The following is an 18,968-nucleotide window of genomic DNA, read 5'->3' on the forward strand; positions in this document are numbered from 1 at the left end:
GGCGGCGGGGTTGTTCCCGGCGGGAGCGCGGATGGCCGCGGCTTCGGGCACGGCGTCCGGGCAGGGCGGAGGAGCGGCGGCATCCGCCGGTTCCGCTCCGATCGACGCGGTGCTCGTGCTTGACGCCAGCAATTCGATGGCGACAAGCGATCCGCAGAAAATAGGCAACGAGGCGATGAGGCTCTTTATCGACATGCTGCCGGTTCAGGGGGACCGCGTCGGCATCGTTTCTTATACGGATGTCGTTCAGCGGGAGAAGGCGCTGCTGGAGATCCAAAGCCAGGCGGACAAGGACGAGCTCAAGACGTTCATCGGCCAGCTCGGCCGGGGAGCCTATACGGATACGGCCGTCGGCGTGACCGAAGCCGTGAATATGCTCCAGCGCAGTACGCAGTCCGGCCATGAACCGATGATCGTGCTGCTCGCCGACGGCAATACGCAGCTCAATACGACGAAGTCCAAGACGCCGGAGCAGTCGCAGCAGGAGCTCGCGGACTCGGTCCAAAAGGCGAAAGACGCCGGCATCCCGATCTATACGATCGGGCTGAACGCCGACGGCAAGCTGAATCAGGCCGAGCTTGAAAAAATCGCGGCCGATACGGCCGGCAAATCGTTCGTGACGGATTCGGCCGACGACCTGCCGGGCATTCTGAGCGAGATTTTTGCCAGCCACCAGCAGCTCAACATCGTGCCGGTCGATTCGCTGACGGGCAACGGCGGCTTCCAGGACGTGACGATCGCCGTACCGAACGCAAATGTCCTGGAAGCGAACGTATCGATCACTTCCTCGCAGAAGGTCGAGTTGAAATTGAAAGATCCGAGCGGCGCCGAAATCGCGATTCCGTCCGATTCCGTCACGCTGTCCACGTCCAAGACGTACTCGCTGCTGAAAATGATTAAGCCGCAGGAAGGAGATTGGACGCTGAGCGTGAAAGGCGCGGACAAAGATCAGATCGATATCAATCTGGTGTTCAACTACGACCTGGAGCTGGCGACCGCTCCGCTGAGCGCTTCCTCTTACGGCAAGGGCGATACGGTCGACGTATCCGCCTACCTGACGAGCGGCGGACAGAAGCTGGATTCGCCGGAGCTGTACGGCACGATGAAGGCGTCGCTCGTCGCGAAAGACGAAGATACCGGCACCGAGACGAGCGTTCCGATGACGCTGGACGGGACGCAGTTCGACGGAAGTTACGAGCTGCCCGAAGCGCACAAGTACACGCTGACGGTCCGGGCCGAAGCCGACAGCTTCTACCGCGAATCCCCGCCGATCACCATCGACGCCGCATCCGGCGCCGTGTCGGGCGGAGCGGGCACGGAGAAAAAGTTCCCGCTGGTTCCGGTCATTCTGGGCGTGCTCGCCCTGATTCTGCTGGCGGCAATCGCGTTCTTCGTCATGCGTTATCTGAAAAAAGCGAACAAGGGCTTCGTCGGCCAGATGGTCATCGAGATCCGCGACGAAAATACCGGCGAACGTTCTTATCCGCAGTATAAGAAACTAAACACGTACAAAGGCCGTCTTAATCTGCATCAGCTTCTCCAGCTCGCTCCCGAGCTGAAGGATGCGGAAAATATCGTGTTCACGCCCGGCTCCGAAGACCGCATCGTGCTGCGCAGCAGCGCCGAAGGCGTGCCGATCGAGAAGTCCGGCCGCGTCGTCGACACGTCGAAGGGGCTGGAGCTCAAAAGCGGCGACCGCCTCACGATCCCGATGGCCCAAGCCGGCAAAACGATCCTGATGGAATATTTGGTGTAATGAGCTTCGCCCAATCCATAGCGACTATGATCGAAGAACTCGAAGCCGGACGGTTTAACTGACTTCGAGTTCTATCCAAAAGAGCGGTTCCGATCGACTGAACGAAGCTGGGAGCTTCGCCCAACCCATAGCGACTATGATCGAAGAATCCGAAGAGCGGTTCCGACCAGTTGAACGAAGCAGTGGGGCTTTTTGCCGGCTTTCACTGTGAAAATCTGATTGTTTGCTTAAAATGTTGCTTTTTCGTCAGTATTCAGTCCAGGGATGTATTCCATCCTTACTTTACATTTACCGACCGGCCTTCCGCGTACCCCGCGTCAAGGCCGTATCCCGAAAGGAGCAGCACATGAAACCGATCGTAAGAGAACATATCCAGCAGCTCGACGTCTCGCTAGGAGGCGGCATCGTCAGCGAGAAGATCCGCGTCGACACCATCGATAACCCGATGCTTATTATCGGTCTCGGCGGCACGGGCATCGACGCCCTGCTGCGCCTCAAATACCAGATCAACCGCCGCTTCAAGCTGCCGGAAGATCCCGTTTCGAAGAAGAAAATGGAGAAGCCGTCCAACGTCGAATTCCTCGCGTTCGAGACGAACGAACAGGATCGCGGCAAGCGCTACAAAGGCATCGGGCTCGATCCGATCAACGAATTCGTGCTCCTCGCCAACGCCGAGATCGGTGGCCTGCTGCAGAACCGCAGCATCCTCGAGCCTTACATCACGGAATGGCTGTCGCCCGAGCTCAGTATCACCGACGGCATGAACGGCGCGGCCGGCGTGCGCCAGGCGGGACGCCTGCTGCTGTTCACCAAGATCAATCAGGTCGTCCAGGCGATCGACAAGAAGATCAAGACGCTGTCCGTCGGCACCAACAAAAAACTGACCGTGTTCCTGCTGACGGGGCTGTCCGGCGGTACGGGCAGCGGCTCGTTCCTCGATATTTCATACATCATCCGCGGATTGGTCGAGCGCGATCACGGATCGGCCGGTATCGACCGTCTCAACATGCTGGGCTACCTGTTCACGCCGGACGTCAACCTGTCGAACAAAAGCCTCAGCGAACATACGCGCGAATACGTCCGTAAGAACGGCTACGCGGCGCTCAAAGAGCTCGACTACTGGATGAACGTCGACGCGCGCGGAGAGCGGTTCAAGCAGCAGTACGGCAGCATCCTGACCGTCAACTCGCCGCTGCCGCCTTTTAACCTGTGCCATCTGATTTCCGCGACCAATACCGAAGGCAAGCTGCTGGAGAACGCGTACGATTACTGCATGAACGTGACGGCGGAGAACATCACGAACTTCATGGCCAGCGAGGAAAAAGCGTCCGGCGAAGAGTTCGCGATCCACGACTATATCAGCAACATCCGCACGAACATCGCGCAGATGAACAAAGCGTATCCGGCCAACTACGATTACAACATCATCGGCGCTTCGTCCGCGGTGCTGCCGATCGAAGAAATGACGACTTACCTCGCGTTCCGTCTGTTCCAGAAGATGGAGAAGATGTTCCAGCACGCGCCGAACCAGGAAGAGATCGAGCGCTTCGCGCAGAAGCTGGGCCTCGACCCGGATTCCATGCTCAAGACATTCGAGTCGAGAGTGCCGGAACCGATCCCGGGCTACCAGAACAGCGAACGCCTCAGCTACGCCAACGTCGTTAAAATGCAGAACGTCAGCATGGACGTCGAGCTGGAGCAGACGTTCCTGACGCGTGCGCGCGAAGAATACATCAAAATGAAAAAACAGCTGCCGGGCGACATGATGGAACGTTTTTCCGAGCAGGTCCGCCGCAGCTTCCTGAGCCCGGAACAAGGTCCTTTCTACGTATCGCGACTGATTTATACGGAAAAAGGCTTCTCCCTGCTCAAGATGCTCCAGGCGTACATCGAGAACCTGCGCGAAACGCTGCTGCGCATCCCGCGCGACATCGAGGCGGCCGAAGAGCAGGCGAACGAGCGTCTGGGTGACGCGAAGAGCGCGCTCATTTCCCGGGACAAGAAAAAGAACGCCTATATCGAAGCCAAAATGACCGAATACTGGCTGCGGGCCGACATCGAGCGCACCGAGCAAATGATCGAGTTCTACGAAGATTTTTACGAACTGCTGAACCGTGAAAACAACCGCATTTACGGCGTGTTTACCGAAATTCTGAACGCGCTGAGCTCCATCTTCGAACGCAACGGCGAGATTCTGACCCGGGGCGACGAGCAGGTGGATCATAAGGGCAACAAAACGTATTACTGGAACGTGGTCAGCGTGCCGGATATCTCCAAAGTGGTGGGCAGCATTATGGAGAGCCGCGACGTGGACGATCTGATCCGCGACTTCTCCCAGGAGCTGCTCGATCATTCGGACCGCTGGATCAAGGAGCAGGAAGTGGATATCGTCGGCTCGATCTCGGACTTCCTGACGAGCAAATTCGGCGATCTGATCACGCAGTCGATGGAAGACTTCCTGCGGATGAAGTTCGGCGAGGACGAATCGATCGAGAAATTCGTGGAACGCAACATCGCGGGCAAGCTGGACGAGGAAGCGATTCCGGTGTTCCACTTGAGCAACAGCTCCGGCAACCTGCACTTCCCGTCGTGGGGCTTCGTGTCCGTGCCGGTGGAGGCGCCGGGCATTCTGAAAGGCATCCGCAATTATCAGGAGAACGCGATCGGCAAGTCGAACTTCACGGTCAAGGAGAGCCGCGTCAAAAACCGGATCTTCTGGCTCAACACGCGCAACGGGGTGCCTCTGTTCGTCTATACGCCGCTGAAAGTCTACGAGGAAAACTACGAACGCACCATTCTCGGCAAAGAAGGCGTCGGACGCCACCTGGTGCAGACGGAACGCGAAAACTGGACGTACCTGCCTTCGCCGATTCCGCAGCAGTCGTGGGGCGACGTGTATCTGAACGACCGCGTCAGAGCGTATAACGACCGGGTTCGAGGCGAGTTTAACCGGGCGAGGGAGTACGGAGTCATCATCGAAAAAGACGCCGACCAAACGACGAGCAGCCGCTATTCGGTCGTGACGACGAAGCCGTTCGATCTGTTCGCGGCGCTGTCGGGCTTCGACATGCAGCTGCAGAGCGCCAAGCCGAACCTCGGCGAAGTGAAGCGGGCGCATGCCGAGCTGAAGCGACTGCTGAGCGAAGGCATCGACCGCGAATCGACGAAGGACATCTTCGGCAGCATCAACGAAGATCTCGCCAAGGAAAACCTGATCCGTTCGCCGGAACAGACCCGCCGCGTGCGCGAGGAGCTGGCGAAGTACGAGATGATCCAAGCCAAAGCGGCCGAGCTGGAATCGCTGCTGTCGCAGCACGCCGGCGAGGAACGCCTGCTGGATCAGTACATCGAAGCGCTTTATACGGACACGATCGTCAAGAAAGGCGCGCTGTACGTGTACGACCGCGAAGAGGACGAGGAAAGCTGGGAGCCGTTCGTCAATCTCATGAAGAGCCGCAGCTACCCGCATTTCGAGATCTACGACGTCTTCCGCGGACTGAACGACAGAGACCGTCAGACGCTGCTGCGCAAAGCTTCCCGCCGCTCGAACGAGCTGACGGCTTCGGAAGACGTGTCTCTGCTGCTGGGCAAGCTGGACGAGCTGTATACGACGTTCATCGAAGCGCGCCAGCAGCTGGAATACGAGCGCATGGAGCTGGTCAACGGCGACGAAGCTTACCGCTTCTATCAGGAAACGGCGGCCAAGCTGAACGATCTGCGCAAAAGGTTGAAATAATATGAACGAGCTGCTGGAGCAATTCGCCGCCGCGTACGCGGCGAGGGAAGAAGAGCTGCCCGGCTTCGCGGAAGGGAGAAGCGGCCTGCATTATCCGGCCGCTTTCCTGTTCGTCGGGAACCGGGCGGCCGAGGCGGCGTCGGCGCTGACGGAGATGAACGCCCGCAAGTACGACAATGCGGCGGGCATAGCGTATTTTCACGTCGCGGACGCTTCGCTGAAGGAGGACGCGCTGGATAGACACAGGCAGGCGGTGCGCTTCCGTTGGGAAGCTTTCGGCGGGAGATCTCCGCAGGAGCAGACGCTGCGGCGGGATACGCACCGGGCGTTTCTGGACCCGGCTGCCGACCATCTGTACGAGCTGAACCGCGCGCTGCGCCGGTCCAGCCGGATGCTGTCGGAGAGCGGACGGCTGTTTCCGTCGTTCGACCGTCTGCACCTGTCCGTCGTCGTTCATGCGGACGACGTCATGAACGTGCTGACGCCGGAGATCGCGCTGCTGGCCGGCGCGGTATTCGGGCAGTCGTTCAAGTCGGTGCAGACCGACCTGTACGTGCTGGTGAGCGATCAGGAACAGTCGGAGTCCTTCGGCTATTCCAGCTCCGTCGGGGTATCGTTCCTGCGCGAACTGGATGTGATGCAGCGGCCGGAGTATTCTTTCTCCGCGCCTCTTCAGGTGACGGAAAACCGGTTGACGATCGACGTCAACCATGCGCCGTCGCCGCTGTTCGACCTCGTCTACATCCTGTCGGACAAGAACGAGCGGGGGATCGCCTCCCCGGGCGGGCTGCGCGGCGGCTATGAAATCATCTGCCACGCGCACCTGCTCAAGAACCGCCGCCACGACGGCGGTTCGGCGGCGGCGGGACTCGCCGGAGCCGCGGGAACCGCGGAAGACCAGCCGCTGGAAGGGCTGAAGACGGGCGCCGGACAATATAACAATTCCGCTTTCAAGAGCGGATTGGCGGGCCAGTCCGGCCGCCGCGGCCTGGCATCCGGCGGGTTCGCCCGGGTGACCCGGCCGGACCGCTCCATCGCGCTGGCCGTGCTGTACCATTTCGCGCGCGGCCTGAACCGCCGCATGCGGGACATTCCCGATACGCCGGCCGCGGAGCAGCTTGCCCGGCTGGAGCTGGACCGTCCGCATATGCGGGGGCGGGCCGAGCGGCTCGCGCCGGACGAAGGCCGGCTGGAGGACATGAACGGCATCATGAGTTCGTCCGCCTCGTATTCGTCGATTCGCCGGATGACGCTGCATGAAGCGGAAGAGGCGCTGTTCGGTTCGGCGGCGGAGAGTTTCTTCCGCGGCAATTTCGAGGCGGAAGCGCAGCGGCGCATGGGCGAGGCCGACATCGGCCGGGGGCTGCGCGAATACGCCGCCCGCGCCGCGGCGGAAGACGCGCGGCACGGCCTGTACCGGATCGCGGCCTGGAGCGATCCGTCCGAATCCGCGAATGCGGCGCCGTCGGCGCTGCTGGAGCGGATGCGCGAGGCAATGCTCGAGCTAAGCGGAGCGCGGGAAGAGCTGGACCGTGTCTACGGCGGGATCGTCGAAGACCAGCCGTTCAAGAAGGCGCTGCTGCGGGACGGCCAAAACGTGCGCAATTTCGTGCGCTACTTTTTCGAGAGCGTGTACGGCCTGAAGCTGAACATTCTGCGGCTGGAGACGGAAGTCGAATTGTACCGCCGCTACGAAGACGCGCTCGTCGCTCTGCACGCTCAATACAAAGCGATGATCCGCCGCGTAGAACAGCTGGAAGAGCGGCTGCGCCGCGCCGCGGAGTACAGCGCGAAGAGCGCCGACGACTATATCGGCCAGAATCTGATGCCTTATTACGAGCGCGTCGTGGACAATCTGATGCGCGACGCCGAGGATCGGCGGGGCCGCGATTATTACTTCGAGGAGCGTCGTCTCGGCGATCTGGCCGCGCTGATCGCGGAGCGTCCGGAGGACGGATACGGAGCGGCCGGCGCTGCGGACGGCGGAGATTACGGGAAGGCCGGGAATGCCGGCAGGCCGGGCGGCGGTTCGAACGGCGTAGGCGGAGCACGGGGACCTTCGGCGACGGGCGGCGGAGACGCGGGAGGACCTTACGGTTCCGGCGCTTCGGCTTCCGGCGGCGCGGACCGTGCGGCTTCCGTTTCCGCAGGCAGTCCGTACGCGGCCGCTTATGCCGGCGGCGTGCTGTCCGGCGTCAGCGATGCGGGGCTTCCGCCGGCTTCCGCCGGCGAACGCCGCCTGCTTGCGCGGCTGGCGGAGCTGTGCGGCCGCGAGCTGTTGGGCGCGGAGCCGCTCGTGCAGACGTACGAGGAGGAGCTGCTGCGCCGGGCGAACGTCGCCGTCGAGTACGAGAACCGCGAGACGATGACCAAGGAAGACCTGTTCCGCATCCTGTACCGCAAGCTGGAAGAGCGGGCGGCGATCAATCTGCGGCTGTTCGACTACACGCAGGAACACCGCCACGAGGAAAAGTATTTCTTCGGCGACGCGAACGGCGAATTCATGCGCTACGCGCTGAACGAAGAGGAGACGTCGCGCATTTACCGCGTCGGCTACGTTCACGAACGCCGCAGCGACGGCGTCGAGAAGCTGAACCTGATGGGCGGCTTCCACATCGAGGATCTGATGTACTACCGTAACGGCCGCGTCTACTACGACGCTTATGTGAAGGCGGGATATCAGTTCCATGCGATCGAGGCGGAGACTCTGCCGGAGGTATGAGCGGGCTGTCGGGCTGGCGAAGCGACCTGCCGGCCCTGCGGGTAGTCGACTTGGCAAAATAACTGCGTAAGGGTCGTTATTTTGCGGATTAACATCGATTTGGATGAAATAGCTGCGTAAGTGCATTTATTTCGGCCACAAAGCTTGTTTTTGGTTCGATTTTGAGAAAATAGCTGCTCTGATGCAGTTATTTTCGAAAAAACAAGAGAAAAGACGGAATTAGCTGCTCTGACGCAGCTATTTTCGCAGAACATTCGCGATAGCCTGGCAGGGTCATCGAACGGCCGCTCGGAATCGCCGAGCGGCTGTGCGCGTACGCTGCTGTCTGCGGCCAGGCTGCCATGAATGGCGGCTTTACAGAGAGAAAAGGGGAAAGGAAGTGAGGAAGCGTGCAGCGAAAAATCAATCTGCTTCTGCTGCTGCTGGCGATCGCGGGAGGAGCGGTCGGGTTCGGCATCGGAGAGTGGCTGCTGAATCGTTATGAAGGAGAAATGTCGAGCATCCTGCTCATCGGGATTTACTTCGGCGTGCTCGCCTTCTGCATCGGGCTGGGCTGCCTGATCGCGGAGATGGTTTCGCCGAAGCTGAACGGAAGATCTTGGAGGGAGCGTTACGCGGGACTGTCGTGGAAGATGCTCGTTCCGGTGACGCTGGCCGCTTTTCTGGCATTGGGCTCGCTGTTCGAATTCGTGTACGAGCTGGATCTGGGCGGAGTAAAACGGATCAACGACATCGTGCTCGTGATCGACAATTCGGGCAGCATGACGGGCGATGCGGAACACGAAGGCAACGACCCCGAGAACGAGCGTTTTACGGCCGCCAAGGAATTGATCGGGCGCATGGATGCGGAAAAGAGAGTCGCCGTATTCACGTTCGACGAAGTTCCGCAGCTGATTCAGCCGCTCACCTCGACCGCGACGAACGGAGACAAGCAGCAGATTTACGCCAAGATCGACGCGATCGAGCCGACGACCTACGGCACGAAGATCGACCAGGCGCTTACGGCGACCATGGATCATATTCGCGATCAGGGCAGCCCGGACAGCGGAGCGATGGTCATTCTGCTGTCGGACGGCGTTACGGACGTGGACATGAACGCGGTGCTGGAGGAGTATCGCGACCGTCGGGTGCCGATCAACGCGATCGGGCTCGGCAATCGGGACAACCCGCAGCTTAACGAACAGGATCGCCAGGAATTGATCAAGGGATTCGAGCGGCTGCAAAGTATCTCCGACCGTACCGGCGGCACGTATACCGACGTGAAGAACGCGGATCAGATTTCGCTGGCTTTCCAGGACATTTACCGGAACCTGGACGATCATACGCTGCTGACCGAACGGACGGGAGCGCCTGCGGGAAGCACTTATCTGCAAATTCTGCATATCGTGCTGATTCTGCTGATCGGCGCCGCGCTGGGCGCCGCGCTCGGCGTCATGTTCGACAACCGTTTCCTCGCCAAAAGCTTCGGGATCGGCGGAGCGGTCGCGGGACTGGCGGCAGGCTTGATCTTGGAGTTCGGGCTGCAGGGCGATACGCTCAGCGGCTCGACGACGAGACTGTTGGCCGATTTGGCGCTGGCGGCCGTCATCGCGCTGTTTACTCTGATCGTGCCGGTACGGGAGCCGCAGCGCAAAGAACGCGGACGCAAAGGAGCGACGACGAATCCTTCCGCAGGCCTCGGCGGCCGTGCCGGCGACCGCAGCAGCGGATTCTGACCGGCCGGGCAACGTCCTCTTTGCCGTACGGACTCGAAGCCGACGTTCGATCGGAGCGGCAAAGGATCGGGGGATAGGGGCTTTTCTTCGGTTGAGACACCTCGGGGAAGGGTAAGGAATATTGTGGATAGCGCGTAATTAAATAGCGTCATATTGAATTTAAAGTTTTGCTTATCGCAATCGTCCCTTGTTCCCAATCCCAACCGGAGAGGAAGAGATCCCATGAGCACATTCGACGTATTGTTTATCGGAAGCGGGCAGGCCGCATGGAACGCGGCGCTGCCGCTGGCCGCAGCCGGCCAAAAGGTCGCCATCGCGGAGCGCCACAAAATTGCGGGCGTATGCACCAATTACGGCTGCGATCCCAAGATCGTTTTGGATGGCCCCGTCAAAGTCATGGAGGACGCGCAGCTTTACGCCGGAAAAGGCCTAAGCAGCCAGTTTGCCTTGAATTGGTCCGAGCTGATGGCGCATAAAAATTCGATCATCGACCCGCTGCCCGGCATGCTGGAGCAAATGCTGGAAAAAGCGGGCGTGACCGTTTTGCACGGCGAAGCGCGGTTTGCCGATCCGCATACGGTCGAGATCGACGGGCAGCCCTATTCGGCGGAAAAGATCGTCATCGCTTCGGGTCAGCGGCCGGCCATGCCGGATATTCCGGGCAAAGAGCTGATGAAAACGAGCGACGATTTCCTCTATCTGCCGGAACTGCCGAAGCGGATCGCGTTCATCGGGGCCGGATATGTCTCGATGGAGCTGGCTTCGATCGCGTCCAAGGCAGGCCGCGAGGTGACCGTCGTCCAGACGTCCGATCGCGTCTTGAACGGCTTCCATCCGCCTTATGCGGACAAGCTGGCCGAGAAGATGAAGAGCGACGGCGTTTCGTTCCGTTTCGGCGATCGCGCCGCGAGCGTGGAGCAGGGCGAAGGGGAACTGCTGCTGACGACGGAAAAGGGGCGGAAGATTCCCGTCGACCTGGTCGTTAACGCGACCGGACGAATACCGAACACGGACAGCCTCGGTCTGGAAGCGGCCGGCGTCGAACACACCCGAAAAGGCATCGTCGTCGACGAGTACCTGCGCACGTCGCAGCCTCATATTTACGCCAGCGGCGACGTGTTGGACAAGAAGCAGCCGCGGCTAACGCCGACGGCCGTCTTTGAAGCGAAGTATCTCGCCGCTTCGCTGACGGGCGCGGTCGACCGGCCGATCCAGTATCCGCCGATCGCCACGATCGCGTTCACCGTGCCCCGGATCGCGCAGATCGGCGTGACGCCGGAAGAAGCGGAACAAAGCGGCGGTTACGCGGTCAAACCCGTCAAGCTGGGCGAGCAGTGGGACTTTGTCGGACGAGGCGATACGGAAGCGCATCTGACGCTCGTCTTCGATAATGAGGGCCGGTTGGCCGGCGCGGCCGCCTACAGCATGGAGGCTCTGGAGATCATCAATGCGTTGACGCCGTTCATCGCGCTTAAGCTGAAAGCCGAACAGGCGGATCAGCTCATCTACGCGTTCCCTTCGTTCGAATCCACGATTGCGGGACTGCTGCGTCAGGCGCAGGATCAGGGGGAATAAAGGCGGGGCTCGGAATTTTTCCGAGCGCTGCGCTTCGCGAGCGGCGGCGGTGAAGCGACAGCTTCCGAAACGCAAAAGCTTTCCGGGAGGCAGCCGATCGACGGAATGGACGTCGGCTGCCTTTTTGGCGCGCTTTTCGTGCTTTTTCCGTGCCGGCACGACTTTCGTTTGCGTCCCGGTCCTGGGCTTCGGGCGGGGGAAGGCGGCAGCCGGCTGTGCTATAATGTAGAAAGCTATGAAGCATGACGAAAGAAGCGACGAAAGGGGATATCCGGAATGCGGTTTATCGAAGCGGCTCCGGACTCGCCGGTGATCCGCGAATTGACGCGGCGGGTAAGCGGCGACGTCTGCACGCTGCAGTGGCAGTGGCCCGCCGGCACGGATTCGGTGTATATCGGACGCCGTGCGCTGGATGCGGAGCATGCCGGAGCGCGGCAGGAAGCGGGAACGGCCGTATTCGGGCCGGACGGAGGCTTCGACGAGTCCGGACTGAAACTGTATACGCGCGAGGAATATAAAGCCGCGGGCGGTTATCGCGATCGGCTCGACGGGATCGGGCGCTACGCGTATACGGTATATGCCGCGCTGCCGGGCGCCGGCGAGCCGGTGCTGGTCCGTCAGCCGGACGGAACGAATAGGGTGGAGACGCCGGCGGGGCGGGCGAAGATCCGCTACTCCGTCCGGGAAAAGAAACCGCTGCTCCGCCCTTACAAAACGGTGCGGATCGAGATTTCCTGCGAGGTGCCGCTGGCCGAGGACGTGCTCTGCTACGTGAAGAAGAGCGGCGCGTACCCGACCGGCCCGCAGGACGGGACGGTGTATCCGTTCGCCGCTCCTTTCCCGGCCGGCCGCACCGGCCTGCCGGAGATCGAGGTGGGGAAGAACGATTATGTCCGGGTATTTTTCACGGACGGGAAGAAGTACGGGCAGCTGTACGAGCTGCTGCCCGAGTGAGCGGCTGCGCCGCCGGGGCTTATCCACTTGCCCAAGGGGGTATTGGATGAAGCCGCGGGTGGGCAGCTGTACGAGCTGCTGCCCGAGTGAGCGGCTGCGGTAAGCGGCGCGGTTAAAGAGTGCAGCGAAGGGCTGCAGTGAGAGACTGCAGTAAACGGCTGCGCCGCCGAGGCTTATCCACTTGCCCAGGGGGATATTGGATGAAGCCGCGGGTTGGAATAATGATTTCATATGAGGGTAGGGGGAACGGGGAATGAGCTTTTTCAGCCGATTCAAGAGAAAGCCTCAGGAAGAGCCGAGGCCGCTGTTTTACGATATCGTCTGTCCGTACTGCTTCAGCAAGTTTTCGCCGGAGGAAGTGGTCTTCCGCGCTTCGCATCACCGCGAGGACGACGAAGATTACGCGCTGCGCGAAGACGAACCGCTGAATCGGTATCGGGAGCGTTTCGGGCTCGATACGGTATACGACATGGAAGCGATCCTGTATCCGCGCGACATTTTGCCGGAACATCGCACTTATACGGACAACGTGCTGACGGCGCTGACGGACCGGTACGGGGAAACGACGCGCCGCCGTCTGTGCCCGCACTGCCATAACGAGCTGCCGGTGACGGCGGGCAAGGTGCCGAGCAACATCATATCGATCGTGGGCGCGTCGCAGGTCGGCAAGTCCGTCTATATGACGTCGCTGATCCACACGCTGCAGCAGACGACGGCCGATCGGTTCGACGCCGCCTGCATGCCGCTGAACGCGGAGATCAGCCGCAAGTTCCGCATGAACTACGAAGACCCGCTGTTCGAGCGCGGCGATCTGCTGGCTTCCACGCAGAAGGAGCGGATGCAGGAACCGTTCATTTTCCAATTCGTGTTCAAGGACGAAAACAAAGCTCCGCTGACGCTGGTGTTCTTCGACGTGGCGGGCGAGGGCATGGTGGACGAGGAATACCTGAACCTGCACGGACGGCATATCAAAAATTCCGCCGGCATCCTGTTCATGGTCGATCCGCTGCAGATCCGTTCGATCCGCGAGCGCATCCGCATCATGCTGGGCGACAAGCCGGGCGAATGGACCAACCGCTACGACGAACCGCGCGACGTGGTATTGACCATGTTCAGCGACTTCATTTCGCATCAGGAAAAAGGCAAAACGGACATTCCGACGGCGGTCGTGCTGACGAAGAGCGACATGCTGCGTTCGCTGGCCGACGAGAACGGGGATTACATACGTCCGAACAGCAACATTTTCAACAACATGGAGCATCACGACTATTTCGACCTGAACGAATTCGACAATATCGACGGCGAAGTGCGGCGCTTTATCGAGAAAGTGGATCGTCCGTTCAAAGGAACGATGGACGTCTATTTCAACGAGACCGGCTATTTCGCGGTATCGGCGCTCGGCAGCAATCCGGTCGATCAGAAGATTCAGGGCGTCGTCAGCCCGATGCGGGTCGACGAGCCGTTCATCTGGCTGCTGTACAAATTGAAGTATATCGAGGGGAGAGAGTAGACGTTGAGCACATTCTCCTCGCAAAAAATCGGCCAGCAGCTGTATACGAGAGCGCGCCGCGGCATTTTCAGGGATACGGAAGGTTACGACACGATCGCGCGCTCGGCCGGTCTGGACGATGCGTTCGTCAAAAAAACGCTGCATCCGCTCTGCTCCTATGATGCGCCGGCCGAACTGACCGCTTCCGGCGTCAAGGACGAATCGGCCTATCCGGATTCCGTGCACCTGGTGCAGTTGGAAAACGGAGACGTCGTGCTGGGACGCAGCCTGTACAAGTCGGTCGACTTCGCGGGACTGCGCAGCACCTTTTTCACCCATAACTATGTCATTCCGGCGGAAAAGGCGGACGCCCTGCCTGCGGAGTACATGAGCTTCCTCTATGCGGATTACGCGTCGCAGGAGAGCGGGCAGGCGGAAGAAGAGACGCGCGGCGCCGCGCTGCCCGAACTCGAATCGCTGCCGATGAGAGCGGAGCGGCCGCAGCCGAAGACCGGCCCGGACAAGCTCGAAGAATTGGGCCTGGACGGCGCTTCGTTCAAGCGTCTGCTGCTGGCCGTCATGGAATCGATCGGCGGACGCCGCAAAGTGTACGTGACGCTGAACGCGCCGGTGGCCGATATGAGCGCCCGCGCGCTGCGGCTGCTCGAAGTGCTGTACGCCGCGCTGCCGCCGGCTTTCCGCCGCCGCCTCGGCTTCGTGACGTATTCGCGCGAGCCGCACAGCCGCAAAGGCGTGCATCTGACGTTCGTGGAGCAGGGCTCCATGCGTCCGGGCGACCGGAATATCGAAAAAGACTTCCTGTTCGACTTCTCGCGCGGCCGGATCGTGAACGCGGCCGAAGGCGGAAGCCTGCAGGAGCTGGCGGACTTTCTGCATGAAGGCCTGCGCGATCCGCAGCGGCTGGAGCGCTTTTTCGCTTTCGCGGACGAAGCGCTCGGCAGTACGCCGGAAGATCTGAATCCGGAACGCTACCTGGAGCTGTCCCTCTTGTTCCGGATCGAGGAGGGCGACGAAACGCCGTACGAAGCGGATCGGCGCGGCATTCTCGGCCTGCTGCTGGGCTGGGTTCGCCGCTTAGGCGAGTCGCGGCCGAAAGCGCGCATGCTCGATCTGCTGGGCGGACGTTTCGACCGCGAAATGCGGGAACTGCTGGCGGGACGCATACCCGAACCCGATCTGCTGCGCGACCTCGTGGTCTATTACCGGGTCGGCGGCAAAGGGGCGGATGCTTCCGTGCTGCGGTATCTGCTGACGCTGATGCCGTTGGTGACGCGTCAGAAGCGCAAAGACGGCGGAATGGCGTATTATTCGGTGATCGAAAGCGATCCCGAGCTGGCGGACATGTTCTTCTCGACACTGATCGGCAACCGCCAGCTGGCGTCGATTCTGTTTGAGCCTTATCTGGACCGGAAACTGGAGTCGGCGGAAGACGCTTCGGAAGTGGTGCGGATGGTGCAGAAGTGGTCCGACGACCATTCGGGCCTGCTGAACAACGAGCATTTCTGCGATTCGTCTCGGCGCGTGCTCGGCAGCAAGCTCCGCCGCTCCGGCGAACCGGTGTCGGCCGTGCGCGGCGTCGTCGAGACGCTGCGCGGCGACGGCAACCCGACGGCCGGCTTGATGGACGGCACGGGCGCAGAGCTGATGAAGCATCCGCTCTGCGTGACGCTGGCGGACGAAGCGGTCCAGCATCTGCTGGACGAATGGGAATGGGAAAAAGTAACGCTGCAGCAGGTCACGGGACTGGGCTTTCTGTTTGAAGGCGAGACGGAAGAGGAGCGCAAACGCAAAGTGCGCGGTCCCCGGGGCACCGGCAAATATGCCGCGCTGCGCGCCGCTTACCTGTGGTTCACCCAGGAACGGCCGGACGCGACTCTCCTGGACGGACTCGGCATGAAAGAGATGGACGAAGTCCAAATGCTCGGCAAGCGTCTGCTGCCGGCGGAGATCGCGGCGGGACGCTACAACCGTCTGCTGCCGGCTTTCTCGCGCAGCCTGAGCGGCGGCGGGGAAGACGTCGATTACCGGCGCCTCGTCGACGCCGTGCGGATCAACGCCGGGAGAACCGGCGGACGCGAAGAAGTATACCGGTTCTTCGCCTGGTCGGCCGAACAGGAGCCGTACGTGCAGGACCGGAAACTCGACCCGGCTTACGAAAAGGAGATCGTTCGCTATTTCGCGGCGCACGACCGGGAAGCGTTCCGGGACAAGAACAACCGGCGCGAATATTTCGATGCGGCTCCGGCTCCGCTTGCTTCCGTGTACCGCAAAGTGCAGGCCCAGCAGGCTCCTGCGCTGGTACGCTGGATGCGCAAAAACCGCGGTTTGACGCTGGTGCTGATGGGGGTGCTCGCCCTGCTGATCGTCGGCGGAGCAACGGTCGGCGTGCTGTATGCCACGGGCGTAATGGGCGGTCAGGAGCAGACCGCTCAGGCACCTGCCGCCGATCCGGCGAACGATCCGTCCGCGAACGCGGGCACGGATACTACGGGCACGGACGGAGAAAGCCCGGCGGGAGAACCGGCCGGCAGCGGCGAACCCGCGATGCTGGTGTTCGCGCCGACGGGCGGGAAGACAGTGGAATTCGGCTTCCGTACCGCCGAAGCGCGGGACGCGTTCATGAACGAACCGCACAGTCTGACGTTGGAACTGGCGGACGGCTCCAAAACGACTTATGACAGCCCGATTCTGGAACGGGGAACCGACCCCGAGCCGACCGAAGGAGCGGACGCTCCGGAAAGCCCTGCGGGCGAAGAGCCGGCCGGCGGCACGGGCACTGAACAGGTTCAGGGCGACGGCGCGGGTGCCGGAAGCGAAAGCGGCGAACCCGGAGCCGCGGCGTCCGGCGCTGACCTGACCGGCACGGACAACGGTGCCGGAACGGAAGAGCCGGCCGGCGAAGCGTCCGGCCAAGGGACCGATGCGGGCGCCGGCTCCGCGACCGGCGCGGAGCAGGGAACCGCAGCCGGCGATACGTCCGGCGCGGGCACGGCACCGTCCGCGGGCGAAGCAGCCGATTCGGGGAACGACGCTGCGGCCGGCGAAGGCGCCGAAGCCGGAAGCGGAGCCGCCTACGAAGAGGCGGCTCCTGCGGACTACCCGTACAAGGCGATTTATCGCATCGTGACTCCGCTGAATTCTCCCGTCGAACGGGTGACCGTCGACGAGGAAAGCTATGACATCCGCTCGGATTCCGCGGCGGAATAAACGCAGCACGGAAAGCCCGACCGGACGCCGACTAATGTCGCGTCCGGTCGGGCTTTTTGCCGCTTTTGCATCTGCTCGCTGTCGGTTCGCGCGGAGAGACGCCCGTACCGATTTCCGCAATTCGAATTCGGAGCGCCTTCATGCCGCGGGATCGGACCGGCCTACTGCCGCCGGCCTATAACCCTTTCATTTTCCGTTTTCTTAAAGCCGTTTGGCCGCTCCCGCCCGCTGGTTAAGGGATAACTAAGAGAAGCGATAATTGTTCCTTCTTCGCATTTTTCCGCGGGAGGTGATCGGGTGGGAAAGGCCGTATCCAGAGTCGCGCTGCTGATGCTTGCAGTCGCATTATTGCTTGCGGTCGGCTGTAAGGAGGACGGAGTTCGCCGGGCTTCTTCTCCGGTCACGGCAGTCGATTCGCTGCGGTCGAAAGACTGGCGTCCGGTACTGATCGGCAGCCGGTACGGCTACGCGAACGACGATAATCGGTTGGTGCTTCCTCCCTTGTACGACGAAGCCCGTTATTTTTCGGAAGGGCTGGCCTACGTAAGGATCGGAGATGAGACCGGTTATATCGACGCTTCCGGGAAGCGGGTCATCGAACGCGGCGGCGGCGATTTTAGCAGCGGGCTGGCCGTCGTGATGAAGCGGGCCGAGGAGCAGGCGGGGAAGGCCGGCGAACACTGGACGTATATCGACAAGCACGGCGAATTCGCCCTGCGGACGGATTACTACCGGGCCAATACGTTTTCCGAAGGACTGGCTTCCGTGGTGCCGGAAGAGAACGGCGAGGCGGTCTTTATCGATCCGGAAGGAAACGTGGCGTTAAGCGGGGGTTACCTCTACGCGGGCGATTTTCGGGAAGGGTTCGCGGTGGTCTTTAAGGACGGAAAATGGGGCTTCGTCGATAAAAAAGGCATGCCCTTATCGGGATTTGTCTACGATGCGGCCCGGGGCTTCAGCGAAGGCAAAGCGGCTGTGATGACCGGGAACAGGTGGGGATTCATCGGCAGGAGCGGACAAGAGATGATCGAGCCCAGGTACGAGGAAGTCGGCCGATTCAGCGAAGGCTTCGCCAAAGTCCGGCTCGGCGGATTATGGGGCTTCGTTGACGGGTCCGGAGCGGTGAAGATCGAGCCGAAATTCGAAGACGCCAAAGATTTTTCGGAAGGCCTCGCACCTGTTCGGCAGCCCGGCGGATTATGGGGGTATATCGGCGCCGGCGGCGGCTACCGTATCCCGCCCCGTTTCGAAGCCGCTTACGACAGCGAAAACCGCATGATGCTCGTGAAAAAGCCGGCGGCGGTCGATTACGGCTACGTGGACCAGGATGGGGAAGACGTCGTTTTCACTCCGGAATGAAACCGTTTCGGAAGGATAAGCGGCAGACGATAGGATTCGAAGGAATCGTTATGCGAAAGAGACTGCTTTTGGTCGGATGCCTGCTGGTCCTGCTTGTAGCGGGCTGCCGACCGTCCTGCCGACCGGGTCATCATCCGAAAAGTCGCCGGGCGGTAGGATGAAGCCGACTATGGGGAAAAGCGGAAACGGAGGATACAGCCCTCAATTCCATGCCGGGCAGCAGCATGGTGATCGCGATGACGGACGGCAGCGAAGTTACGGTCACGACCGGGACGCAGACGCTGCTCGATCGGTATGTTCCGTCAGAAACTCGAGGAGATCATGCAAGCGTACATCGGCACAAACAAAACGAAGGAACAGTCGATCGAAGAATTCAGCAGATTCGCATTCCGCCGAGCTCGTCATCGAATACCGAAAGGCCCGTCACCTGTACA

The 18,968-nt window shown here is 61.1% G+C and carries 10 protein-coding genes; all 10 read left to right on the plus strand.

Annotated features, from left to right (window positions below):
• The first annotated feature begins 31 nt into the window (after window positions 1-31).
• Window positions 32-1,756, plus strand: coding sequence for a vWA domain-containing protein (locus tag GYN08_RS22360; RefSeq protein WP_235946447.1), 1,725 nt, complete (start codon window positions 32-34; stop codon window positions 1,754-1,756).
• Between the two features lie 346 nt (window positions 1,757-2,102).
• On the plus strand, window positions 2,103-5,492 hold the full coding sequence (locus GYN08_RS22365; protein WP_166279592.1) for a tubulin-like doman-containing protein: 3,390 nt from the start codon (window positions 2,103-2,105) through the stop codon (window positions 5,490-5,492).
• A 1-nt stretch (window position 5,493) separates the two neighbouring features.
• Window positions 5,494-8,214 carry a hypothetical protein gene (locus GYN08_RS22370; protein ID WP_166279594.1) on the plus strand — a complete coding sequence of 907 codons (2,721 nt, stop codon included), beginning with the start codon at window positions 5,494-5,496 and terminating at the stop codon, window positions 8,212-8,214.
• Window positions 8,215-8,603: 389 nt separating this feature from the next.
• A complete protein-coding gene (locus GYN08_RS22375) occupies window positions 8,604-9,929 on the plus strand; it encodes a VWA domain-containing protein (RefSeq protein ID WP_166279597.1) in 1,326 nt (441 codons plus the stop codon).
• 222 nt (window positions 9,930-10,151) lie between these two features.
• On the plus strand, window positions 10,152-11,504 hold the full coding sequence (locus GYN08_RS22380) for a dihydrolipoyl dehydrogenase family protein (protein WP_166279600.1): 1,353 nt from the start codon (window positions 10,152-10,154) through the stop codon (window positions 11,502-11,504).
• Between the two features lie 276 nt (window positions 11,505-11,780).
• Window positions 11,781-12,458, plus strand: a complete 678-nt coding sequence (locus tag GYN08_RS22385; protein WP_166279603.1) for a beta-mannanase — start codon at window positions 11,781-11,783, stop codon at window positions 12,456-12,458.
• 253 nt (window positions 12,459-12,711) lie between these two features.
• Window positions 12,712-13,968, plus strand: coding sequence for a TRAFAC clade GTPase domain-containing protein (locus tag GYN08_RS22390; protein WP_166279606.1), 1,257 nt, complete (start codon window positions 12,712-12,714; stop codon window positions 13,966-13,968).
• A gap of 3 nt (window positions 13,969-13,971) precedes the next feature.
• Window positions 13,972-17,175 (plus strand): GAP1-N2 domain-containing protein, encoded by a 3,204-nt coding sequence (locus tag GYN08_RS24000; RefSeq protein WP_166279609.1) that lies wholly within the window; start codon window positions 13,972-13,974, stop codon window positions 17,173-17,175.
• Window positions 17,176-17,472: 297 nt separating this feature from the next.
• Window positions 17,473-18,534, plus strand: a complete 1,062-nt coding sequence (locus GYN08_RS22400; protein WP_166279612.1) for a WG repeat-containing protein — start codon at window positions 17,473-17,475, stop codon at window positions 18,532-18,534.
• Between the two features lie 209 nt (window positions 18,535-18,743).
• On the plus strand, window positions 18,744-18,968 hold a 225-nt coding region (locus tag GYN08_RS23525), incomplete at its 3' end, for a hypothetical protein (protein ID WP_206023888.1).

The organism is Saccharibacillus alkalitolerans, assembly GCF_011090185.1.
Taxonomy (GTDB): domain Bacteria; phylum Bacillota; class Bacilli; order Paenibacillales; family Paenibacillaceae; genus Saccharibacillus; species Saccharibacillus alkalitolerans.

Coding starts and splice junctions, on each gene's coding strand:
- GYN08_RS22385 (WP_166279603.1), top strand. CDS start 11,781: ATGCGGTTTATCGAAGCGGCTCCGGACTCGCCGGTGATCCGCGAATTG.
- GYN08_RS22370 (WP_166279594.1), top strand. CDS start 5,494: ATGAACGAGCTGCTGGAGCAATTCGCCGCCGCGTACGCGGCGAGGGAA.
- GYN08_RS22360 (WP_235946447.1), top strand. CDS start 32: ATGGCCGCGGCTTCGGGCACGGCGTCCGGGCAGGGCGGAGGAGCGGCG.
- GYN08_RS22390 (WP_166279606.1), top strand. CDS start 12,712: ATGAGCTTTTTCAGCCGATTCAAGAGAAAGCCTCAGGAAGAGCCGAGG.
- GYN08_RS22365 (WP_166279592.1), top strand. CDS start 2,103: ATGAAACCGATCGTAAGAGAACATATCCAGCAGCTCGACGTCTCGCTA.
- GYN08_RS22380 (WP_166279600.1), top strand. CDS start 10,152: ATGAGCACATTCGACGTATTGTTTATCGGAAGCGGGCAGGCCGCATGG.